General features: G+C 72.1%; 19 protein-coding genes and 2 pseudogenes. 15 read left to right on the forward strand and 6 right to left on the reverse strand.

What is annotated here, in order from left to right; all coding sequences use genetic code 11:
- Positions 1-126: 126 nt before the first annotated feature.
- The 4 genes and pseudogenes from AZE13_RS24825 to AZE13_RS24840 form a co-directional block, all read right to left on the reverse strand.
- Complete coding sequence (locus tag AZE13_RS24825) at positions 127-483, reverse strand: DsrE/DsrF/TusD sulfur relay family protein (protein WP_066936220.1); 357 nt, start codon at positions 481-483, stop codon at positions 127-129.
- Positions 484-511: 28 nt separating this feature from the next.
- Complete coding sequence (locus AZE13_RS24830) at positions 512-1,144, reverse strand: hypothetical protein (protein ID WP_066936224.1); 633 nt, start codon at positions 1,142-1,144, stop codon at positions 512-514.
- The gene (locus tag AZE13_RS24835) at positions 1,141-1,425 is read right to left on the reverse strand and encodes an SHOCT domain-containing protein (protein WP_220127596.1); all 285 of its coding nucleotides are present in this window, start codon (positions 1,423-1,425) and stop codon (positions 1,141-1,143) included. Before AZE13_RS24835 ends, AZE13_RS24830 begins: the two co-directional genes overlap by 4 nt.
- A 224-nt stretch (positions 1,426-1,649) precedes the next feature.
- Positions 1,650-1,868: pseudogene (locus tag AZE13_RS24840) on the reverse strand (serine hydrolase); the annotation flags it as partial.
- Here AZE13_RS24840 and AZE13_RS34370 point away from each other — a divergent pair.
- The 6 genes and pseudogenes from AZE13_RS34370 to AZE13_RS24865 form a co-directional block, all read left to right on the forward strand.
- Positions 1,869-2,021, forward strand: a pseudogene (locus tag AZE13_RS34370) (respiratory nitrate reductase subunit gamma); the annotation flags it as partial.
- Between the two features lie 182 nt (positions 2,022-2,203).
- Positions 2,204-3,889: an NAD(P)H-dependent oxidoreductase subunit E gene (locus AZE13_RS24845; protein WP_066936230.1), complete on the forward strand. Its 1,686-nt coding sequence runs from the start codon at positions 2,204-2,206 to the stop codon at positions 3,887-3,889.
- Positions 3,886-6,600: a formate dehydrogenase subunit alpha gene (gene fdhF, locus AZE13_RS24850; RefSeq protein ID WP_066936384.1), complete on the forward strand. Its 2,715-nt coding sequence runs from the start codon at positions 3,886-3,888 to the stop codon at positions 6,598-6,600. The genes AZE13_RS24845 and fdhF overlap by 4 nt, the downstream gene beginning before the upstream one ends.
- 103 nt (positions 6,601-6,703) lie before the next feature.
- A complete protein-coding gene (locus AZE13_RS24855; RefSeq protein WP_309302214.1) occupies positions 6,704-9,448 on the forward strand; it encodes a cation-transporting P-type ATPase in 2,745 nt (914 codons plus the stop codon).
- On the forward strand, positions 9,445-10,104 hold the full coding sequence (locus tag AZE13_RS24860) for a potassium channel family protein (protein WP_066936233.1): 660 nt from the start codon (positions 9,445-9,447) through the stop codon (positions 10,102-10,104). The genes AZE13_RS24855 and AZE13_RS24860 overlap by 4 nt, the downstream gene beginning before the upstream one ends.
- Entirely contained in the window at positions 10,101-10,757 is a 657-nt protein-coding gene (locus AZE13_RS24865) for a potassium channel family protein (protein ID WP_066936237.1), read from the forward strand. The genes AZE13_RS24860 and AZE13_RS24865 overlap by 4 nt, the downstream gene beginning before the upstream one ends.
- A gap of 40 nt (positions 10,758-10,797) precedes the next feature.
- On the opposite strand, the gene AZE13_RS24870 is transcribed toward AZE13_RS24865, so the two are convergent.
- A complete protein-coding gene (locus AZE13_RS24870; RefSeq protein WP_066936240.1) occupies positions 10,798-11,217 on the reverse strand; it encodes a CBS domain-containing protein in 420 nt (139 codons plus the stop codon).
- Positions 11,218-11,345: 128 nt separating this feature from the next.
- Positions 11,346-13,967, reverse strand: a complete 2,622-nt coding sequence (locus AZE13_RS24875) for a cation-translocating P-type ATPase (RefSeq protein WP_066936243.1) — start codon at positions 13,965-13,967, stop codon at positions 11,346-11,348.
- 319 nt (positions 13,968-14,286) lie between these two features.
- Between AZE13_RS24875 and AZE13_RS24880 the strand changes: the two genes are divergently transcribed.
- From AZE13_RS24880 to AZE13_RS24920, 9 genes are all read left to right on the forward strand, one after another.
- A complete protein-coding gene (locus AZE13_RS24880) occupies positions 14,287-14,778 on the forward strand; it encodes a hypothetical protein (RefSeq protein WP_066936246.1) in 492 nt (163 codons plus the stop codon).
- A 41-nt stretch (positions 14,779-14,819) separates the two neighbouring features.
- Complete coding sequence (locus tag AZE13_RS24885) at positions 14,820-15,710, forward strand: V-type ATPase subunit (protein ID WP_258527972.1); 891 nt, start codon at positions 14,820-14,822, stop codon at positions 15,708-15,710.
- On the forward strand, positions 15,697-17,103 hold the full coding sequence (locus AZE13_RS24890) for a V-type ATPase 116kDa subunit family protein (RefSeq protein ID WP_258527973.1): 1,407 nt from the start codon (positions 15,697-15,699) through the stop codon (positions 17,101-17,103). Before AZE13_RS24885 ends, AZE13_RS24890 begins: the two co-directional genes overlap by 14 nt.
- Entirely contained in the window at positions 17,100-17,519 is a 420-nt protein-coding gene (locus tag AZE13_RS24895) for an ATP synthase subunit C (protein ID WP_066936251.1), read from the forward strand. Before AZE13_RS24890 ends, AZE13_RS24895 begins: the two co-directional genes overlap by 4 nt.
- A gap of 11 nt (positions 17,520-17,530) precedes the next feature.
- Positions 17,531-17,743, forward strand: coding sequence for a V-type ATP synthase subunit F (locus AZE13_RS24900; protein WP_258527974.1), 213 nt, complete (start codon positions 17,531-17,533; stop codon positions 17,741-17,743).
- Positions 17,740-18,267, forward strand: a complete 528-nt coding sequence (locus AZE13_RS38355) for a hypothetical protein (protein ID WP_258527975.1) — start codon at positions 17,740-17,742, stop codon at positions 18,265-18,267. Before AZE13_RS24900 ends, AZE13_RS38355 begins: the two co-directional genes overlap by 4 nt.
- 110 nt (positions 18,268-18,377) lie before the next feature.
- A complete protein-coding gene (locus AZE13_RS24910) occupies positions 18,378-20,051 on the forward strand; it encodes a V-type ATP synthase subunit A (protein ID WP_220127597.1) in 1,674 nt (557 codons plus the stop codon).
- A complete protein-coding gene (locus AZE13_RS24915; RefSeq protein ID WP_066936261.1) occupies positions 20,048-21,520 on the forward strand; it encodes a V-type ATP synthase subunit B in 1,473 nt (490 codons plus the stop codon). The genes AZE13_RS24910 and AZE13_RS24915 overlap by 4 nt, the downstream gene beginning before the upstream one ends.
- Positions 21,517-22,149 (forward strand): V-type ATP synthase subunit D, encoded by a 633-nt coding sequence (locus AZE13_RS24920; RefSeq protein WP_079124335.1) that lies wholly within the window; start codon positions 21,517-21,519, stop codon positions 22,147-22,149. The genes AZE13_RS24915 and AZE13_RS24920 overlap by 4 nt, the downstream gene beginning before the upstream one ends.
- Positions 22,150-22,279: the final 130 nt, after the last annotated feature.

Below are 22,279 nucleotides of genomic sequence, written 5' to 3' on the forward strand. Positions count from 1 at the left end.
TTGCGCGTCACGACCTGGGCCTGGGCCTTGGCGAACACGCCTGCCGTGGGCAGGAACTTGCCGCCGCTGAGCGGAACGGTGGTGACATCACCGATGGGTTGCTCGGGCCTCCCTGTGCCAGTGGTGTCAGAAGGTGATGACCTGATCGGCCCACGCCGTCCAGCTGGCGAGATCGTCGAGTGTGGCGCGGTCGGCGCCTTTCACCAGGGCCTCGGCGGTGAGGGCGCGGGCGTCCAGGCAGGTGCCGCAGCAGCCCACTTCGGCGCCGTGGCGGGCGGCGGACTCGATCATCCGGTCCAGGTGGTAGTAGCCGTCGGGCACTTTCTGGCCCGCCACCGCGCAGCCGACCGCGTCGCCGAGCAGGAAGACGCGCACCTCGCAGTCCTCGCGGCGGGCGAGGGCACCCGCCAGTCGCAGCCCATTCCAGGAACGCTCGGTTCCGTACGGAGGGTCGTTGAGGATGAACAGGACGTTGCGGCTCACGGGGCCTCCCGCGGCTGGTCGAGTGGGGTTACTGGCTGCCGGAGGGTTCGCGCATCTGGAGGAAGCGTCCGTGCCAGGTGTGGTACCAGACGTCGCCGGTGCTCGCGCTGACCGAGAGCATGCCGACGATGTGGTCGTCGCGCAGGGTGTGCAGGGTGTAGTAGCCGGGGAACCGATCGGGTTCGGCGGCGTGCAGCCCGGGGCGGTGTTCGCTCAGCCACCGGTTGGCGATCCGTACCGCTCGGTCGGGGCCAACGGTCGCCGTACCGGGCGGAGTGCCGACGGGCATCATGCCGTAGGTGGTGTTCCACATCATGGCCGGACCGAACTCCACCTGGACCAGGCCACTGCCCGGGTCGATGAGCACCTCTGTGGCGCCCTTGCCTCGAGCGTCGAGGAGCTCGGCGTAGTAGCCGTTGCTGAACCGCATGACCTCGCCGACGTGCAGCCCCCACCGGTCGGCGAAGTGCCCGGCGGCGCGGTCGGCCTCGGCCAGGTTGCGCACCGGACCTTCGCGGGAGACCACGCCCGTCGTCCGTCCGGGGCCCGGCTGCCACGACAAGGAGCCGCTGCCCGCGACCCACACGAGGGAAGCGATCAGCGCGGCCACCGCGGCGACCAGCACGGCCAGCGGCAACCAGCGGCCCTGCGGCCTGGTCACCGGGCCCCCGGGCGGTGGGCGGCGAGGTGTTTACGTGCCTCGTTGTAGGCGTCCGCGTCGATCTCGCCGGAAGCGAAGCGGCGGTCGAGGATCTCCTCGGGCGTCTCGCGGTGCTCGCGATCCTGCCAGCCACGGGAACCGCCTGAGGGGCCGCCGTCGGACGCGCCGTGCGTCAGACGGATCACCGCCCACACGACGAGGCCGATCAGCGCGATCCACAGCAGGGGCATGAAAGCCATCCAGGCCCAGCCGCCACCGTCCCAGTACATCACCGTGCTCACCTCCCCAGGAGGCTCTGTCCTTCTTTCACCGTCTATGCGGACCAGGACCAGGTACCAGGGGCCGTTCGGCCCCGCTGACGGGCTACTCGGGCACCCCGTCACCAGGAGGTGCTCTTGCCCGCCCGGCTACCAGCGGCGGCACGAAGCATCTGCGCAGGTGGAAGCGGACGTACCCGCAGATGATCGGGGCGTAGCCGTCGCCGGCGCCTATGAATGGCCTGCTGCTACAGGACTGCGGCGGTGCGGAACGCGTTGCGGACTGCGGTCAAGGGCTCCCGGTCGCGGGTGTAGTAGAGCTTGTTGGTGAGCAGGACCGCCCAGCGGCCTTTCGCCGGTGAGATCCACATGCCAGTGCCGGTGAAGCCGTAGTGCACCCAGATGTTGTCCGCTGCCGGATCCGTGCCGGGCGCTGGGTGCCAGAAGAGGCCCCGTTCTGGTGTCATCTGCTCTTTGCCATTTGGCCGTTCCCCCGGCTCGTCCATGCCTTCACCGCGCCTGTCGGCTACCTGTTCCGGCCCTACATCGTGTACCGGTCCCGCTCTGTCAGCGTCCCGTCGCGGGGGCCACGTCGCGGCTGGGAAGACCCAAGCTCATAGCACGAGCGGATATCGAACATCCCTCGCGCTGGGCGGGTGGTGCTGGGGTCCTGAGCCGTATCCGGGGCGCTGACAGCCCGTCGAGACGTTCCGTCCAGGCCCAGTTCGCCCCGCTGCCACGGTCGCACGCACACGCCGGTGCCGGAATTGCGGCCTCGTGTGGCCGCCTCCACGATGAGGTCATGGTTCCCGTGGGTCCTGCGGACCGTTGCGACGCGTTTCGGGCGCTGGCCGACCGGCGTGGGCGACCGGGAGACCGGCTGATCGAGGCTCTGGCCGAGGCCAGGGCGGGAACGGCGGACACCCCCGAGGTCTGGGCTCCGGCTGTCGCCGCCGGTCTGGGCCTGCCTGCTGCCGCCGCGCTCGGACCGGCCAGCTACTACGCGGACCTCGCTACCCCGCATGGCCGCCGTCACGTCCGGGTTTGCGCGGCGACAGCATGCTTCGCCGCCCAGGCCGGACGCCATCTCACCGAGGTGGAGCACGAGCTGGGCATCACCGCGGGCACGGCCTCACCGGACGGAGCGACGTCTATGCAGGCCGTGCGCTGTCTGGGGTACTGCTACGCGGGCCCCGCGGCGCTCGACGGTGAAACGCCCTGCACCGGCCCGACGCTGGCTGGACAGCTCGCGGGGCGCGAGCTCCCGCAGGCGCCGGAGATCCCGGCGGCCGACGACACCGGCGACCCCGTTCTACTTGGCGGTGTGGTCGCGGGTGAGCCCGCGTGGCAGGTATGGCCTCGGGTGGTGGCGGCCGGCACTCCCGACGAGGTCCAGCGGGAAGTGGCCGCCTCCGGGCTGCGGGGGCGGGGCGGCGCGGGCTTCCGAGTGGCCGCGAAATGGGAGGCGGTCGGCCGGGCGCCCGGCACCGTGGTGGTGGTCAACGGGGACGAGGGGGACCCCGGCTCGTACGCCGATCGGCTGCTGATGGAGGCGGATCCGGCGCGGGTGTTGGAGGGCCTGGCGCTGGCCTGCTTCGCGTGCGGGGCTCGCCGGGGTGTGGTGCTGGTCCGCTCGGAGTATCCGCGTGCGCTGGCGCGGATGCGGTCGGCGGTCGGTCAGGCGTATGCCGACGGGCACTTCGGCTCGGCCGTCCACGGCACGGCTACGGCTGTGGACGTCCAGGTGGTGGAGGGCGCCGGGTCGTATGTCGCAGGGGAGGAGACCGCGCTGATCGCGAGCCTGGAGGGGGACCGGGGCTGCGCCCGGCCGCGCCCGCCCTACCCGACCGAGCGCGGGCTGTGGAACGCGCCGACCGTGGTGCACAACGTCGAGACCCTGGCGGCCGTCCCGTGGATCGTCTGCCGGGGCGGTGAAGCGTACGCCCGGCGCGGGGCGCTCGACGAGACCGGGACGAAGCTGGTCTGCCTGTCGGAGCGGTTCGCCCGGCCCGGCGCGTACGAAGTCGAGCTCGGCACCCCGCTGGAGCGGATCGTCACCGATCTGGGTGGTGGCTTGAAGGATGGCGCCGAGTTGGCCGTACTCCAGGTCGGCGGGCCCTTGGGCGGTTTCCTCGCCTCCGACGCACTGGATGTGCCGCTGACCGCTGCCGACCTCGATGCCCGGGGCGCTGCGCTCGGACACGCCGGCCTCGTCGCGTTCGACCAGCGCGTGGCTCCGGAGGATGTCATGCGGCACATCTGGCAGTTCGCCGCCGCCGAAAGCTGCGGCGCGTGCTCGCCCTGCCGAGTGGGCTCGTACCGGGGCCTGGAGCTGGCTGCCATGGGTACCCCGCCGGGAGAAGCGTGGGAGCGGCTGTCGCGCGTTCTGGCCGAGGCCAGCCTGTGTGCCTTCGGGAGACGGATCCCACCTGCCGTGTACAGCCTCGCCCGTGCCTACGGGGACCGCCTGCCGGGATGGCGTTCATGATCGGATGCGAGATCGAGGTCGACGGCACGGGCGTCCATGTGCCCGAGGGAGCTTCGCTGCTCGCCGCGGTGCGCGCGGCCGGGGCCGAACTGCCCACGCTCTGCTCCGACGACCGGCTCAGCCCCGCCGGATCCTGCCGCACCTGCCTGGTACGGGCCGACGGGAGGACCGTGGCGGCCTGTGTCACCCCGGCCGCATCCGGTGTCCGCGTCGAAACCGCCACCGACGATCTCCGGCAGTTGCGCCGGGACGCGGTGGCGGTCATCGCCTCCGCTCTGCCGTCCCGTGCACTGGCCGATGACAATCCGAGCGAACTGGCGCACCTCTGCCGGTCTCTGGGTATCGGCCCCGAGGCAGCGCAGGGTGCCGGGGGCCGGGGCGGGGACGACTCCCACCCGTACGTCCACCTCGACCGGGACCTGTGCATCGCCTGCGGCCGGTGCGTGCGCATGTGTGCGGAGGTGCAGGGCACCTTCGCCCTCACCCTGGTCGGCAGGGGCGCCGATACCGTGGTCGCTCCCGGCACCGGCGGGGCCTGGGTGGAGTCGGACTGCGTGGCATGCGGTGGCTGCGTCGACACCTGCCCGACCGGGGCGATCACCGAGCCCGGTCCGGCACGCGGGCTCACTTCCGGGATCCTCCCCCAGCTACCGCTGGGAGGTGCCCCCACGGCGACGGCTCGGACGCCTACCACCTGCGGCTACTGCGGCGTCGGCTGTGCACTGGAGGTCGCCGCCCGCGACGGCGAGGTCGCGGCGGTTCTGCCCGCCCGGGACGGCCCGGTCAACCAGGGGCACGCATGCGTCAAGGGGCGCTTCGCCCACGGATATCTCACCTCTCCCGAACGGCTCACCCGGCCGTTGCTTCGGCGCGCCGGCCACCTGGAGCCGGTTGGCTGGGACGAGGCGCTCGGCCATATCGCCCGGGGGCTGCACGCGGCCGTCGGCGCCGGCGGCCCGGACTCCGTGGCAGCGATCTCCTCGGCCCGCGCCACCAACGAGGAGAACTACCTCGTCCAGAAGTTCATGCGGGTCGTCATCGGCACGAACAACGTCGACAACTGCTCCCGCCTCTGCCACTCGCCGTCCGCGGCCGGCCTGACCGCCTCCTTCGGATTCTCCGGCGGCACCGACAGCTTCGACGATGTCGAGCGGGCCGACTGCCTGCTGGTGGTCGGGGCCAACCCCGTCGAAGCCCACCCGGTGGTCGGGGCACGCCTGCTCCAGCGGGTGCTGCGGGGAGCCAAGCTCGTCGTCGCCGACCCCCGCGCCGTCGGCCTCGCCCTGCATGCCGACGTCCATCTGCGCCCCCGCCCCGGCACCAACGTCGCGCTGTTCCACGGGCTCGCCCGCGTCCTGCTCGCCGAGGGACTGGCCGACGAGGAGTTCCTGCGCGAGCGGGCCACCGGCCTGCCGGAACTCACCGAGCTGCTGGACGACTACCCACCCGATCGGGTCGCGGACATCACCGGCGTACCCGCCGCGGACCTGGTCGCCGCCGCCCGGCTCTACGGCCGGGCCGAACGCCCCGCGATCGTCTATGGCCTGGGCGTCACCGAGCACCTGCACGGCACGGACGGGGTGCGGTCGCTGTCCAACCTGGCGATCCTGCGAGGTGCCGTGGGCACCGACCGCGGGTACGGGGTGAACCCACTGCGCGGCCAGAACAACGTCCAGGGCGCCTCCGACATGGGCGCGCTGCCCGACTTCCTGCCCGGCTACGGGAAGGTGACCGACACAGCCGTGCGGTCCCGGGCGGAGGCGGTGTGGGGCGTACGGGTTCCGCCCCGGCCCGGCCTGCGGATCCCGGACATGTTCGCCGCCGCACGGGCCAGGGAGCTGCGGGCGCTGTGGGTCATCGGCGAGGACGTCTGTGCCACCGACCCCGACGCGAACCGGGTGGCACAGGCCCTCGACGCGTGCCCCCTCGTGGTCTGCAACGAGCTGTTCCTGTCCGAGACCGCCCGGCACGCCGACGTCGTGCTGCCGGTCGCGTCCTGGCTGGAGAAGGACGGCACGTTCGTCAACTTCGACCGCCGGTTCCAGCGGGTGCGCCCCGCTGTTCCCCCGCCGGGCGAGGCACGGTGCGACTTCGACGCCGTACATGCCGTCGCCGCGGCGATGGGAGCCGACCTGGGCTGTGCTACTCCGGCCAGCGCCCTGGCCGAGTGCGGACGGCTCGCGCCCGCCTTCGCCGGACTCTCCCACGACCGGCTGGACCGGCAGGGCGCCATCCCATGGCCTTGCCCGGATCCCGACCGCCAGGGAGAAGCCAAGCTGCATACAGAGAGTTTCGCCACGCCGGACGGGCGAGCCCACCTGGCCGCCGCCCCCTATCTCCCACCCGGTGAACGGCCCGACGACGACTATCCGCTGGTCATGGTCACCGGGCGGCGCTGGGCCCACTACAACTCCGGGAGCATGACCCGGCGCGGTGGCAACCTCGCACTCGACCCGGTCGACGTCCTCGACCTCCACCCCGACGACGCCATCCGGTACCACGTGCGGAACGGCGCGCAGGTCACGGTGGAGAGCAGGCACGGGCGGGCCCGGCTCATCGCCCGGGTCAGTGAACAGACAGCCCCCGGCCAGGTCTTCTGCTCCTTCCACTTCCCCACGAGCGGGGTGAACCGCCTTACCTCTGACCATGCGGACACCGTCACGTCCTGCCCCGAGTACAAGGTCACCGCGGTGCGCGTGGCCACGCCGTGACCGCGTCCTGCCGAGACGTCCGACCATGAGTAGCGGAACTCCCGTCCTGACGCCCGGTGACGGGGGCCGCGGGTCGGCGGCCCCGAGTGGGACATGCGGACCCGTGGTGCAGACTCTGCCGACCGGGGATGTCTTCGCCGTGCTGAACACCTCGCCGCGGGGACTCGCGGCGGCGGAAGTGGCGGCGCGGCGGAACCAGTTCGGGCCCAACGAGCTGCCGTCCGCAGGGCGGAGGGGACTGTGGCGAGACCTCGCCACACAGTTCACCGACCTCTTCGCGGTGGTCCTGCTCGTCGCGTCGGCGATCACGTTCCTGGCCTACGGCCTTCAGGAGCCCCGTGACGTCGGCACCTTGCAGTTGGCCGTGGCCATTTTGGGGGTGGTGGTGCTGAATGCGGCCATCGGCTTCGGGCAGGAGTACTCGGCCGAGCGGACTGCGGAATCTTTGCAGGCGATGGTGCCGCACACCTGCCGGGTGCTCCGCGACGGGGAGCGGCAGGAACTGCCCGCGCGTGACCTGGTGCCCGGAGACGTCGTCGTCCTGGAGGCCGGGGACGCGGTGTCGGCGGACTGTCGCCTGGTCGAGGCGCATGAGGTCTCGGTGAACAACGCGGCCCTGACGGGGGAGAGCGACGCCGTCGGGCGGACCGGTGAACCGGTGGCCGCCGGCCCGGTGCTTCAGGCCCGCAACTGCGTCTTCATGGGCACCGATGTGGTGGCGGGCTCCGCGAAGGCCGTGGTGTTCGCCACGGGTGCGGCGACAGAGTTCGGGCGGATCTTCCGGCTCGCGGCAGCAGCGCCGCGGCAGAAGTCCCCGTTGCAGCGCGAGGTCGCTTTGATGGCCCGCCGGGTGGCGGGCGCGGCGCTGGCGATCGGGGCGGTCCTGTTCGCGGTGCGTGTGCCCACCGGGCAGCCGTTCGTCGAGACCTTCGTGTTCGCCCTCGGGGTGATGGTCGCGCTCGTCCCCGAAGGGCTGCCCGCGACGCTGTCGGTGTCGCTGGCGATCGGCGTACGGCGCATGGCCCGTCGGCACGCGCTGGTGAAGCAACTGCTGGCGGTGGAGGCACTGGGGCCCACCACGGTCGTGTGCACGGACAAGACCGGGACGCTGACCCGAGCCGAGATGACCGTCGTCCAGGTGTGGGCGGGTGGTGTGCCACACGCTGTGTCCGGGGTGGGGTACGCGCCTGTTGGTGAGGTGGCCGATCCGCGGCCGGTGCGCGGACTGCTCCGGGCCGCGGGGTTGTGCTGCAATGCCCGGCTCGTCCCTCCGTCGGACCGCGAGGGCTGGCGGGTGCTCGGCGACACCACCGAGGGGGCGCTACTGGTCGCCGCGGCGAAGGCAGGCGTGGACCTGTCCGCCGAGGAAACCGCCGCGCCGCGTGTGGCGGAGTACCCCTTCGACTCGGCCCGCAAGCTGATGAGCACCGTGCACGCGGAAACGGACGGGCGTGGGTACCACGCGTACGTCAAAGGCGCGCCGCAGGAGCTCCTCGCCCGCTGTACCGCGATCGACTGGAGAGGTGAGAGGCGGGCACTGACCGACGAACTCCGCTCGGCGGTTACCGTTGCCGGCGACCAACTGGCCTCCCAGGGGCTACGCGTGCTGGCGGCGGCATCGCGGCCCCTGGCCGACTCCCACCCCGCCCAGGACGAGGCCGAATCGGAGCTCACGTTTCTGGGCCTCGTCGGCATGCTCGACCCGCCACGGCCGGAGGTCAGCGACGCCGTAGGCGCCTGCCGACGGGCCGGGATCCGCATCGTCATGGTCACCGGCGACCACCCGCTGACCGCAGAGGCCGTCGCCCGCCGGGTCGGGATCGTGCGACGGACCGCGCCCGCTGTCGTGACCGGCAGCCGGCTGGACGCGCTCGACGACGACGGCTTGGACGGCCTCCTCGCCGACTCGGGCGAGCTGCTGCTGTGCCGGGTCAGCCCCGAACACAAGATGCGCGTGGTCACCGCCCTGCAGCGACGCGGCGAGGTCGTCGCGGTCACCGGCGACGGCGCCAACGACGCGCCGGCCCTCAAACACGCGGACATCGGCGTCGCGATGGGCGCCTCCGGCACGGACGTCGCCCGGGAAGCCGCGGTCATGGTGCTGCTGGACGACTCCTTCGCCTCCATCACCACAGCCGTGCGGCTCGGCCGGTCGGTCTACCAGAACATCCGCAAGTTCCTGATCTACCTCTTCAGCCACAACATCGCCGAGCTCGTGCCGATCCTGGCCGCGACCTTCGCGGGATTCCCGCTGGTCCCGATCACCGCTGTACAGATCCTCGCCATCGACCTCGGCTCCGACGTCCTGCCCGCCCTGGCGCTCGGCGCCGAGCCACCGGAACCCGACGTCATGGACCGCCCACCGCGCTCCCGGCACGAACGGCTCTTCTCGACCGCCGTGATGGGACGCATCCTGTTCCTGGGCGGCATCCAGGCCCTCGGCGTGACCGCCGTGTTCTTCTGGCACATCCACGCCTCCGGAATCCCGTACTCCGACTTCACCAGGGGCGACACCGTCTACCGGGAGGCGATCACCATGGTCCAGGCCGGGATCGTGGTCAGCCAGTTCTTCAACGCGCTCGCGGTACGCACCGACCGGCAGAGCGTGTTCCGGATCGGGCTGCTGTCCAACCCGTGGCTCCTGGCCGCCGGATGTTTCGGCATCACCCTGATGGCGGCCATCAGTTACCTGCCCCTGCTGCAGGCCGTCTTCAACACCGCGCCGCTGGACGCCGCCGACTGGGCGGTCCTCGCCGGATTCGGAGCACTGCTGCTGGCCGCCGAGGAAACCCGCAAGTGGTGGCTGCGCCGCCACCGGCCGACGAGGTCGAAGGGAGAACCGGGATGAGAGTGATCATCGTGGGGTGCGGGCGGGTGGGGGCCACGCTTGCCGCCCAGCTCGTCACCGAAGGCCACGACGTACGGCTCATCGACCGCCTGCCCAGGACCCGCAGACTGCTGCCGGCCGGCTTCCCGGGCCAGTTCCACGAAGGCAACGCCTACAGCCGCGCGGTGCTCGAGGCGGCCGGAATCGAGCACGCCGACGCGTTCGTCGCCGTCACCTCGGGGGACAACAGCAACATCGTCAGCGCACGGACAGCCAAGGAGACCTACCGGGTCCCGATCGTCCTGGCCCGCATCTACGACCCCCGCAGCGCAGACATCTACCGCGATCTCGGCATCCCCACCATCGCCAGCGTCCGCTGGACGGTGCACCAGATCCACCAGATGCTGCTGCACCGCCACCTCACGCCCGAACTCACCTTCGGCAACGGCGAAACCCTGCTGGTCCGCTCCGAGCTCCCCGTCTACCTCCTCGGGCGGCGGCTCACCGAGTTCGACGTCGACGGCGAGATCCGCGTCGTGGAAGTCACCCGCGCCGGGCGTTCCCTCGTGCCCGCCCACAGCACTCCCGCCGAACCCGGCGACCTCGTCACCTTCGCCGTCGCCGCAACCGCCCTCGGCCGCCTGCGCGGCTTCCTGGACAAGGAGCTGGGGACATGAAGGCCCTCATCGCCGGCGCCGGGCGTCTGGGCACCCAGATCGCCCAGGTTCTGGCCGCTGCCCGGAACGACGTCACCCTTATCGACCTCGACGAGGACCGCATCGCTGAGCTCGAAGGCCGCCTTCCCGTACGCCTCATCGCCGGGGACGCCTGCGAACCCATCCTCCTCGAACACGCCGGCGCGCTGACCGCCGACCTTGTCATCGCCGCCACGGGCAACGACGAGGACAACCTCGTCATCAGCCTGCTCGCCAAGCGGCAGTTCGCCGTTCCGAGAGTCGCCGCCCGCGTCAACGATGCCGAGAACACCTGGCTCTTCGACCAGAACTGGGGAGTCGACACCGCAGTTCCCGCAGCCACCCCCCTGATCTCCCTCATCGAGGAAGCCACGGGCGCCACGGACACCGTGGCCCTTCTGCGCCTGAGCAAAGCGGGTGTGGACGTCATCGAAACCGCCATCACACCGCAGTCCCGCGCCGCAGGCCACACACTCGCCGAGATCATCCTCCCCGCAGGCACGGTCGTCGCCACCGTCATCCGCGACGGTCAACCCACCGTCCCCGCCCCCGAGATGCGGCTCCAGCCCGGCGACGAACTCCTCGTCGTCTCCCACGCCGCCACGGAACAGGAGATCCACGCCGCCTTCCAATGATTGCCCGAAGGCCCCGGCCGCCGTCCCCGGCGCCGAGTGATCAGGTGGCCGCGCAGACGACTTCGACGAAGTGGCCCACCTCTTCCTCCGGCAGGCGACGCGAGAGGTCCGCCTCGCTGATCATGCCGACCAGGCGATGGTTGTCGGTGACCGGCAGCCGCCGGATCTTGTGCTCCTCCATGGCCCGAAGGACCTGGTCCGTGTCGGCCTCGGCGTCAATCGTGATCGGCTTGCCCTGCTCGAGCATGCCTGCGGTCATGGTTTTGGGATCCTTGCCCTTGGCGACACACTTCACCACGATGTCACGGTCGGTGATGATCCCGTGGAGCCGGTCGTCCGGCCCGCATATCGGGAGGGCCCCGATATCCAGCTCACTCATCCGGCGTGCCGCGTCCGCAAGCGTTTCGCTCTCCTGGATGCAGGTGGCACCGGTGTGCATGATCTCCCGTGCAGTGGTCATGGCCGTCTCCCTCAAGGCTCGCGATCTGGACGGGAAGCCGGACCCGCCCCGACTGGTGCTCCTTACCGCCAGTGTGGATTCCGCGGATCGCGTACGCATGCCGGGGACGAGGGCAAGCCCCGGGCTCTTCAAGGGGCCGCGCGCGGTGGACGTTCCGGCCACAGCCGAGCCTGGAGACGCATGACCACATGGCCGAGGCCGGACAATGCGCAGGCGATCGCCAGGTCGGGGAGCGGAAGCGGCTCCGTACCCAGCAGGTCCCGCAGGGGAGGCAGATAGGCGCCTGCTGTCTGGAGGCTCAGTGCCGCGCCCACGGCGACCAGCAGGAACGGGTTGGTCAGACTTCCCGGACGAGCGCGGGAACCGAGCGCCACGCCGAGCTGGGTAGCGCCGAGGACCAGGAACATCAGGGACTGCCAGGGGCGGCCGGACTCCCGCGCCCAGACCCCGGCCACCAGGGTCACCGTGGCGACGAAGGCTCCCATGAACAGGATCCGGGGCCAGAGGCCGGCACCCAGAACACTTTCCTCGGGAGGCCGGGGCGGGTGGCGCATCGCGTCCGGGGCGACCGGCTCCGCGCCGAGTGCCACGCCGGGCAGGCCGTGCGTGAGCAGGTTGATCCACAGGATCTGTGCGGGGAGCAGCGGCAGCGGCATCCCCAGGAAAGGGCCGACGAGCATGACCGCGATCTCCGCGGTGCCTCCAGCCAGTGCGTAGAGCAGGAACCGGCGCACGTTGGCATAGACCCGGCGCCCCTCCTCGACGGCCGACACGATCGTCGCCGGGTTGTCGTCGGCGAGCACGAGGTCGGCCGCCTGGCGTGCCACCTCCGTGCCGCGCCGCCCCATGGCGACGCCGATATCGGCTCGGCGCAGAGCCGGGCCGTCGTTGACACCGTCCCCCGTCATCGCCACCACGTGCCCCGCCTCACGCCATGCCTCAACGATGTCAAGCTTCTCTTCGGGAGTCGTCCGTGCGTAGACGCGTACGTCGGTCAGCTCGCCCGCTGTCCCTTCGCGGATACGTTGGCCCGTAGTGACCTCCTCGTCCCGGGAAGCGATACCGAGGCGCTCGGCCACGGCCCGCGCCGTCAGCGGGTGATCACCGGTAATGAGTACGGGGACGATGCCGGCCCGTTTGCAGGTGGCGATAGTCGTTGCTGACGCGCTGCGGGGCGGGTCCAGGATGCCGATGAGGCCGAGCAGTGACAGGCCCGACTCCCATGTCCGGGGCCGTTCCGGAGGCTCCTCGTGGTCGGCCGAGGCGACGGCGAGCACTCTGTACCCGCTGCGAGCCAGAGCCTCGGCCTCGGCGGCCGCTCGGGTGAGCAGGCCCGGGCCGTCGGCCAGCACCTGCGGCCGGAGCATCGATTCCGGAGCTCCTTTGCACGCGACCCGCAATCCGCCGTCCGGCCGGCGGTGCACGGTCGTCATGCGCTTGCGGCCGCTGTCGAACGGGATCTCCTCCACCCGTGGCAGTTCGCGGTCCAGCGCCGTCCGGTCCAGGCCGAGGCGAGCCCCGGCCGCGAGCAGAGCGGCCTCCGTGGGATCGCCCAGCGCATGCCATTCCGCGGAGCCGTCCGACGGGGGCTCCAACGCGGCGTCATTGCATAGCAGGGCGACACGCAGCAGTGCCGCAAGGTCGGGCGCATCCCCCGTGGTGACCGTCTTGCCGTCGCGGACGACCAGGCCCTCGGGTTCGTAGCCCGTACCCAGGGCCGTGGCCTCTCCGTGCGGAGTCCACAGCCGTTCGGCGGCCATCCGGCCCTCGGTCAGCGTCCCCGTCTTGTCGGTGGCGATCACGGTCACGGAGCCCAGGGTCTCCACTGCGGGCAACCGCCGGACGATGGCGTGCCGGTCCGCCATCCGCCGTGCTCCCAGCGCGAGCGCGAGCGTTACGACGGCGGGCAGGGACTCCGGTACCGCGGCGACGGCCAGGCTGATCGCCGCCACGATCATCAGCTCCACGGGCTGCCCGCCCACCAGCCCGAGAGCGAGGACCAGGGTGCACAGCGCCACGATGACAGCTGCCAGAACCCGGCCGAACCGCGCCAGCCGACGCTGCAACGGGGTCAGGCCGGGTGCGGCACCCATCAGGGAGGCGATCCGGCCGAGCGCGCTTTCGGCTCCCGTGGCGGTGACCACCACGCGTCCACGGCCACGGACGATGACCGTGCCCGCCGACACCGTGCCGCGTGACCTGTCACCGTCAGGGGCCTTCTCCACCGGCACGGACTCGCCCGTCAGTGAGGACTCATCCGCCAGCAGCGACGCCGCGGCCCGTACGTCTCCATCCGCGGGCACGATGTCGCCCTCGGCCACCAGGACCAGGTCACCGGGCACGACATCGGCAGCCGGGATGGCACGTTCCGCACCGTCTCGCACCACCCTGGCGGCGGGGGCGCTCATGGCGGACAGGGCGATGACCGCCTGCTCCGCTCGTACCTCCTGTACGACGCCGACCACGGTGTTCACCGTGATCACCAGCAGAATTACGGCGGCGTCGGAGAGATCGCCGGTGGCGATCGTCAGAGCGGCGGCCACAAGCAGTACCAGGATCAGCGGGTCGCGCAACTGCTGCAGCACCCGCCGCCACACAGGGGTCCGCGGCTCCGCAGGGATCTCGTTGGGCCCGTGGCGCGTCAGCCGCCGAGCGGCCTCGTCCAGCGACAGACCCGCCGCGGCGGTTGTCGAGCTCCGGAATCGGTCGGCGTTCGCAGCGTGCCTCCGTTCGCCTCTACGCCGGACCATGAATGGGCGTCCGGATCGGTCTGCTCGGTGTGCGCAATCAACCGCTCCCGTCGTGTATGCGGTTACCGCCTCGGAGAACGGGACCCGCTTCTCAGGGTGCCACCGCGCACGCCAGCCGCCGATGACCGACCGATCGACGCGCAGACCAGAGCGGACGGAGGGCTGTCCCGTGCCCGCGGGCTGGACAGCTCGGCGCCGGACCGCGCCCCGGGCCGTGCTCTGCCCGAGCCGGAGCGTCCTCGGGGCGGCCCAACCTGGCGCGACAGGGGTGTTCCCCGTGTGGAGACTTGAATCAGGGGCTGCCCCGTGAGGAGAGCTGGTGGCGGGATTCCGGGAATTCCTGATGCGGTTCCGCCCGGTCGGCCTCCCCGGCCGGGCGGCGTCGGCGGGCGTGCCGGCCGACCGCTCCGCTGAGCTGGCGGCCGAGCTGGCGCCGCCGCTCTCTCTGCTGGAGCAGGCAGAAGCGGAGGCACGGGGCGTACGAGAGCGGGCCGTGCGCGTGACGGAAGAGAGACGGCGCTCAGCTGAGCGTGAGGCCGACGAGATCGTGGAGCGCGCGAGAGCTCGTGCGCACGCTGTACGGGCGGAAACCGCCGACCGCATCCGCCGTGCCGCTGAGGCCGAGGCAGCGGCGCTGCTCGCATCGGCGGAGTGTGAGGCGGCTGCGGTGCGCCGACGAGCCGAGGCGCGGATGCCCGCCCTCCTCGAGCGCGTGACGGCACTGGTGAACGAGGAACTCGGCGAATGGGGGGCGGCCGCCGCGCAGGTGCCCCACGTGCACGGGACGCCAAGAGAAGGGGGCGGCCCATGATGGGGGCCGGGTGGGTGGCAGGTGTCACCAGGTCCAGGGCGATGCTGTCCCGGTGCCTGGGCGCCGGAGGCGTCCGGGAGGTGGCCGCGGCGCCCACGCTCGACGATGCCGTGCGCTATCTCGGGTCCACGGCCTATCGGCGTGGACTCGGTCCCGAGATGTCGCTGACCGACGCGCAACGGGCCGTCGGAGCGACCCTGTTGTGGCATCTGCGAGTCCTGGCCGGCTGGCAGCCCCGTAGCGGAGCGAACGCCCTCCGCCTGCTCGCCTCCGGATTCGAGATCGCCAACACGGAGGCACACCTCGGCCAGCTGGCGGGAGCCGAATTCCGCCCGCCCGCCCGGCCGTACCGGCTCGGCACGCTGGCGACCGCCTGGCCACGGCTCGCCCGGACCGGCTCGCCGTCGGAGTTGCGGGCCGTGCTCGCCGCTTCCGCGTGGGGAGACCCTGGAGGCGAATCGCCGGCGGCGGTGGGCATCGGTATGCGGGCCTCCGCCGCCGTGCGGATAGCGGCCGCAGTGCCGGAGGCCGTGCGCTGGGCGGCGGGCCGCATGGCCCTGCTGGTCGGCCGCGAAGTATTCGTCGCCGGCCGCCGCCTGGCGGAGCCGTCTGCCCGGTGGGCGGGCCGACTGCTCGGTTCCGCGGCCATCCGTTCCTCAGCGTTCGCCGACTTCCGGGAGCGCCTGCCGACCACGGCGCGCTGGGCGGTGGACGGCGTCGACAGGGCGGAGGGCCTGTGGCGGGCGGAGGCGCGGTGGTGGGACCGGCTGGAACAGGGTGGGGCCGAGCTGCTGCGCGGATACCGCCTGAGCTCCGGGCCGGTGATCGGCGCGGTCGCGCTGCTGTCCGCGGACGCCTGGCGGGTGCGGGGTGCGCTGGAACTGGCCGCCCGGGGCGGCGGGACGACGGAGGCGTTCGGTGCTCCGGGCTGAGACCGTGACCCCCGTCCGCATGCAGCGGGTGGCGATCGTCGCCCCGCACGAGGCGCTGCGGGAGGCCCTCGTCCGGATAGCCGAAGCGGGCTGCATCGAGATCGACCGCATCGACGACGGCGGGCCGGGAGCGCCGGGATCGGCCACCCGACGGCTGCAGCGTGTGCGCGGCGAGGCGAAGGGCGCCGCCCTCAGCGCCTTCCCGCCCGACCTCGATGTTCTTGAGCGGGCTGGGCGTACGGATCTGCTGGCGGGCGAGGCGCAGCTGGAGGAGCGGCTGGCCGGGGAGGTCCGGCACGGGGGCGTCGCGGCGCTCGCCGGCTGGTGCCCTGCCGCGGAGGTTCCCGCGGTCGCCGAGCGCATCGCCGGCACCGGAGGCGCGTTGGTGCCGCTGTCGGCGCCCCGCGGTGTCGATCCGCCGACCCTGCTGCGCAGCACCGGCGCCGTACACCGCTCCTTCACGCCCCTGGTCCGGACGTACGGGACCGTGCCCTACGCCGACCTCGATCCCACCCTGCCCGCCGGCATCGTCTATGTGCTGATGTTCGGCCTGATGTTCGGCGACGCCGGGCACGGTGCCCTGCTGCTGCTCGCAGGGCTGCTGCTGCGTCTCGGCCGCCCCCGCCGGCTGGCCTCGCTTCACGCCCTGTGGCCGTTCGTGGCCGGAGCCGGGCTGGCCGGCACGCTGGCAGGTGTCGCCTACGGCGAGTTCTTCGGTCCTACAGGGGTACTGCCGGTGCTCTGGCTGAACCCCCTGGACGAGCCCGTACGGCTGCTCGCCACCGCGGTCGGGCTCGGTGCCGTACTGCTCGTGCTGGCTTACGCGGCCGGGATCGTCAACCGCTGGCGGGAGAACGGCGCGGCGAGCGCCTTGTACGCGGTCTCCGGCATCGCGGGATCGGTTCTCTTCCTCGGGCTCGCGATGACCGCCGGCGCGGCGTATCTGGGCCGCGCGGACATCGCGCTCACCGGGGCAGCGATCGCGTTCGTGGGCCTCGTGCTGACCGGCTACGGCGTGTACGCGGCCACCGCCGGCGGTGTCAGCGGCGCCGCCCAGACCGGTGTCCAGGTCTTCGACGTGGTGGTGCGGATCGGATCGAATGTCATCTCGTTCGCACGGCTGGCGGCCTTCGGGCTCACTCATGCCGCGCTCGGCTCGATCGTGTGGGACGGCACCACGGGGCTGGCGGGGATGGGTGCCATGGCGCTGGTCGCGGGCATCGTCGTCTTCGTCGCCGGCAATGCCCTCGCCTTCGCGCTGGAGGCACTTGTTGCCGGAGTGCAGGCACTTCGGCTGGAGTTCTACGAATTGTTCTCGCGTGTCTTCGAGGGTCAGGGCCGTCCGTTCCGTCCCTGGCACCTTCCCGTACAGCACACGGAGGTGACGCAGTGATCACCTGGCTCATCACGCTCCCCATCGTCGCGGTGGTCTTTGTCGTCACCCGGCTGCTGCTGCGCCGGTCCGGCCGGACGGCCCTGCGCTGGGTGGTCGCCGCGGACGCGTTCCTGCTGGTGGGCGCGGCCGTGCTGCTGGCCCTGGCATTCAGCGGCAGCCCTGCACACGCCGCCGCTGCGGCGACCGCGCAGAACTCCGGCTCCGGCTCCGCCGCGCTGATCGGGGCCGCGATCGCGGTAGCCGGGGCATCCATCGGGGCGTCGATCGCCGTCGCCTACACCGGGGCCGCGGCACTGGCGGCACTCAGCGAACGCCCCGAACTCTTCGGCCGGGCGATGGTCATCGTCGGCCTCGCCGAGGGCATCGCCATCTACGGCCTGGTCGTCGCGATCCTCCTCATCGGCAAGGCATGACCGTGGGACACGTGGCCGCCATCGGCGAACAGGTACGTGTCGCGGGACTGGCGCTGGCCGGTGTCACCGTCCTTGCCGCAGAGGAGCCGGAAGCGGTCCGCGACGCTTGGCGGGACGTGCGGGGAGGCGCTGGGCTGGTGATCCTCACGCCGGCAGCGGCCGACGCTCTCGGCCCGGCGGTGCTCGATCGCATCCCGCCGCTCACGGCGGTACTGCCGCGATGAGCACGCCCGCCCCCGATGAGGCCGGGGCCGCGCTCGAACCGGTGCGCGCCGAACTCGTCCGAGCCGCACACGCCGAAGCCGGGGCCCTCCTGGCCCAGGCGGACCGCGAGGCTGCGGACCTGCTCGACGCCGCCCGTGCCGAAGCCGCGGCGATCCTGGAGGAAGCTCGCCGACGGGGCGAGGCAGAGGGCGAAGCCGCCGGCCGAGCCGTCCGCAGGAGGGCCCGCCATGCGGCCAGGGCCCGCGAACTGAACGTGCGCAGAGAGGCGTACGAAGAGCTGAGGGTGCGCGCCACCGAGCGTGTCCGGGCGCTGCACCACGCAGCCGACTACGGCTCCGTGCTGGACCGGCTCACCCGGGGCGCCCGCCGGCTCCTCGGACCGGACGCGGAGGTCACCGAGCACCCCCATGGAGGCGTGGTCGCCCACGCCGCAGGACGGCGCGTCGACCGCACGCTGGACGTCCTCGCCGCCCGGGCGCTGGACCGGCTCGGTACGGATGCGGAGACGCTGTGGAAACCGTAGCGGCCTCCTCCGAGGCAACTGCCGAGGTCCGGCCGCCCGAGGGGTCCGGGCGGCGCGTGCGGCATGAGCGCTCCTGCCGGATCCGGCGCGTCGCTGGCCCCCTGGTCGAGATGGACTACGCGAACGGTACGGCGATGCACGACCTGGTCGCGCTCGGCGAGGCCGGGTTGCCCGGCGAGGTGGTGGCGATCAGCGGCGGCGTCGTCACCGTCCAGGCATACGAGTACACGGGCGGACTCGCCCCCGGCGACACCGCGTTCCCTCAGGGCACTCCGCTCTCGGCACGGCTCGGCCCCCACCTGCTCGGCGGCGTCTTCGACGGCCTGTTGCGACCACTCTCCGGGAGCGGCGAGTGGCTGCTCCCCGCCGCCGCCCGGGCCGAGGGCGGTGAGCGCACCTGGGCGTTCGTGCCCATGGCGGACGTGGGAGCGAGGATCTCGGAGGGCGAGGTCCTGGGCGAACTCCAGGGCGTGGGGCCGGTACGGGTGCGGGTCCTCGTACCGCCTGGCTCGGGTGGTGTGGTGGAGCGGATCACTGCCGAGGGCTCCGTGCGCCAGGACGCCGTGGTGGCCGTGGTCAGTGGCACCGAGGTACGGACCGGCACCTCTTGGCCTGTCCGGCGGCCGCGTCCGGTGCGCGAGCGCGGCGGCGAGCAGGAGCCGCTGAACACCGGGCAGCGCGTGATCGACCTGCTCTTTCCGGTCGCCCGGGGCAGCACGGTCGCCGTGCCGGGCGGTTTCGGCACCGGTAAGACCGTGCTGTTGCAGCAGATCGCCAAGTGGTGCGACGCCGACGTGATCGTCTATATCGGCTGCGGGGAGCGCGGCAACGAGATGGCCGATGTCATCGCCGAGTTCTCCGCACTGGAGGACCCCCGCACCGGCGGACGGCTGGCAGACCGGACGGTGACCGTCGCCAACACCTCCAACATGCCGATGATGGCGCGCGAGGCCAGCATCTACACGGGCGCCACGGTCGCCGAGTATTTCCGGGACATGGGGCTCGACGTCGTCGTCATCGCGGACTCGACATCGCGATGGGCCGAGGCGCTGCGCGAGTTCGCGTCCCGCACCGGCGAGCTGCCCGCGGAGGAGGGATATCCGGCGGGCCTGGCCTCGGCGATCGCCGCGTTCTACGAGCGGGCGGGAGCGGTGACCACGCTCGGTGGCGGGCGGGGCTCGGTCACCATGATCGGTGCGGTCTCCCCGCCCGGAGGGGACCTGACCGAGCCGGTCACCGCGCACACCGAGCGGTTCGTCCGTTGCCTGTGGTCGCTGGACCGCGATCTCGCCTATGCCCGCCATTACCCTGCCGTCTCCTGGGCGGGGTCGTTCTCCCGTGACGCGGCGGCGCTGACCGCCCGTCAGACGGCCACGGGAGATCCGGCCTGGGCCACCCGGCGTGACCGGGTCGCCGCGCTGCTGGGCGAGGCGGACCGGCTGGCCGACCTCGTGGACCTGATCGGGATCACCGCGCTGCCTGCCCAAGAGCGGATCACCGTGCTCGCCGGGCGGCTGGCGCGCGAGGCCGTTCTCCAGCAGAGCGCGCTGTCCGCCCTGGACGCGTACTGCGCCGCGGACAAGACGGCGGCATTGGTCGATGCCGTACTCGCGGTCGTCGACCGCTGCCGGGAGCTGGTGGATTCGGGGGTGCCGGCTGCCGCTGTCGAGGAGGCGGACTTCGGGCCGGTGCTGCGCGCACGCGAGGAGGTCGGCCCGCATGACGCCGCGGGGGTGGCGGCTCGGCGGGACATCGTGCTCGCCAGGCTCCGGGAGGTGCGGTGACCACGTGGGGTGAGGTCGAGTACACAGCGGTGCGCGAACTGCGCGGCCCGTTGGCGGTCGTGGAGGGCGTGTCAGGAGTCGGCTGGGACGAGTTCGTCCGGATCACCCTGGACTCGGGCGAGCAGCGGCACGGCCTCGTCCTGGAAGTGGACCGGGAACTCGCCGTCGTACAGGTCCTGGAGGACACCACCGGCATGGATCCGGCCGGTATCCGGGTGGCGTTCGCCGGAGCGCCGCTGCGCGTCCCGGTCGGTCCCGGCTGGCTGGGGCGGATCTGCAACGGTCGTGGCGAGCCCCTCGACGGCGGGCCGCCGGTCTTCGGCGAGGCCGACGCGGCGGTGAGTGGGCATCCGATCAATCCGGTACGGCGTGAGCCACCATCCGAGCCGGTGCTCACCGGTGTCGGCGCCATCGACGCGCTGACCACTCTCGTGCGGGGGCAGAAACTGCCGGTGTTCTCCCAGGCCGGACTGCCGCATCTTGAGCTCGCCGCCCAGATCGCCGCCCAGGCCATCGCCGGTGCTGTGGGGGCGCTCCCCTTGGCGTCGCCGGGGAAGCCCCCACCCGGGCGAAGCACTGGGGAAGCGTTCAGTGTCGTCTTCGCCGGTATGGGGCTCACCCATCCGGATGCCGCCTTCGTACGGGACGCTCTGGAGGAGCGCTCCGCCGCGGGTGAGCTGGTACTGCTGCTCAATACGGCCGACGACCCGGTGATCGAACGGATCCTCACCCCGCGCATCGCGCTGACGGTCGCCGAGCACCTCGCGTTCACCGGCGGGCGCCATGTGCTCGTGGTGATGACCGACATGACCAGCTACGCTGAGGCGCTGCGCGAGGTGTCGGCCGCCCGCGGCGAGATTCCGGGCCGCCGCGCCTATCCCGGCTACCTCTACAGCGACCTCGCTTCGCTCTACGAGCGCTGCGGCAAGATCCACGGCCGCCCCGGTTCCGTCACCGTCCTGCCCGTTCTGACGATGCCCGCGGGCGACATCACTCACCCGGTCCCGGACCTGACCGGCTATATCACCGAGGGCCAGATCGTGCTCTCCCGCGAGACGCACGCCCGGGGTGTGTACCCGCCGGTGGACGCCCTCTCCTCGCTGTCCCGGCTGATGCGCAAGGGCGCGGGCCCCGGCCGCACCCGTCCCGACCACCTCGACGTCGCGGCACAGCTGCTCGCCGCGCTCGCACGGGCCCGACAGGTCCGGGAACTCGCCGACCTGGTAGGGCAGTCGGGGCTCGGCCGGACCGACCGCCGGTACCTCGACCTCGACGAGGCGTTCCTGCGGAGCTTCGTGCACCAGCGCAGCGACGAACTGCGCACTCTGGACGAGACGTTGGAACGCGCCTGGCAGGTGCTGCTGACGCTTCCTCGTGGCCAGCTCTCCATGCTGCCGGCCGATCTGCTCGACGCACACGGCGCGCAGGAGACGCCGACGGAGAACAGCGGGACGGCGGGAGCAGAGTGACCTCAGCGGCCCGCATACCGCCCTCCCGTGCCGGCCGTCTGCGCCTTCGGCGCAGCCTTGCCGTCGCCCTGCGCGGAGCCGACGTACTCGAACAGAAGCTACGCATTCTGCGCATGCGGCACCAACTCCTCCTCGAAGCCGAGAGGGCCTGTGCGGACCGGTGGCACGAGCAGGTGAAGGTTGCGGAGGCGTGGCTGCTGAGCGGGCTTCTCCTGGGTGGTGAGCAGGCCCTGGCAGCGGCGGTGGCAGGGGTCGGCACCGCGGAGATCGCCCTCGATGAGGCGACCACCATGGGGGTGCGGTATCCGTCCGAAGCCCTCTGCGTCATCCCGGACCGGGCCCCCACCTCGGCCGCCCCGAGAAATACGGCCCTGGTGCACGCCGAAGCCGCCTACCGTGAGGCGGTACGGGCGGCCGCCGAGTACGCCGCCGCACGAGCGGCGGCCCGGATCGTCGGCACGGAGCTGTTGCGCGTCCGTCAGCGGGTCCGCGCCTTGCGGCGCCACTCGATCCCCCGCCTGGAACAGGCGCTCGCGCGTATCGACCTCGCGCTGGAACAGGGCGAGCACGAGGACGCGGTACGGCGCCGGTGGGCAGCGCGCCGGGTCGGCGAGCGCGGAACCCTCTGAGAGTTTGGGGCAGGTGGCACACCTCCATGGGTCGTACGGCCCAAGCCGGGCGGGCCGTACGTGCGCGACGGTGAAAGGGGCGGGGCGCGTTGCCCCACCCCGATCGAAGAGGCATGGAACAGACCAGGAG

Source organism: Streptomyces sp. NBRC 110611, assembly GCF_001590865.1.
Classification (GTDB): domain Bacteria; phylum Actinomycetota; class Actinomycetes; order Streptomycetales; family Streptomycetaceae; genus Streptomyces.

Bases quoted from the DNA above. Each gene is read 5' to 3' on its own strand.
- AZE13_RS24845 (WP_066936230.1), top strand. From the start codon at position 2,204: ATGGTTCCCGTGGGTCCTGCGGACCGTTGCGACGCGTTTCGGGCGCTG.
- fdhF (WP_066936384.1), top strand. From the start codon at position 3,886: ATGATCGGATGCGAGATCGAGGTCGACGGCACGGGCGTCCATGTGCCC.
- AZE13_RS24860 (WP_066936233.1), top strand. From the start codon at position 9,445: ATGAGAGTGATCATCGTGGGGTGCGGGCGGGTGGGGGCCACGCTTGCC.
- AZE13_RS24865 (WP_066936237.1), top strand. From the start codon at position 10,101: ATGAAGGCCCTCATCGCCGGCGCCGGGCGTCTGGGCACCCAGATCGCC.
- AZE13_RS24870 (WP_066936240.1), bottom strand. From the start codon at position 11,217: ATGACCACTGCACGGGAGATCATGCACACCGGTGCCACCTGCATCCAG.
- AZE13_RS24875 (WP_066936243.1), bottom strand. From the start codon at position 13,967: ATGGTCCGGCGTAGAGGCGAACGGAGGCACGCTGCGAACGCCGACCGA.
- AZE13_RS24885 (WP_258527972.1), top strand. From the start codon at position 14,820: ATGCTGTCCCGGTGCCTGGGCGCCGGAGGCGTCCGGGAGGTGGCCGCG.
- AZE13_RS38355 (WP_258527975.1), top strand. From the start codon at position 17,740: ATGAGCACGCCCGCCCCCGATGAGGCCGGGGCCGCGCTCGAACCGGTG.
- AZE13_RS24910 (WP_220127597.1), top strand. From the start codon at position 18,378: ATGGACTACGCGAACGGTACGGCGATGCACGACCTGGTCGCGCTCGGC.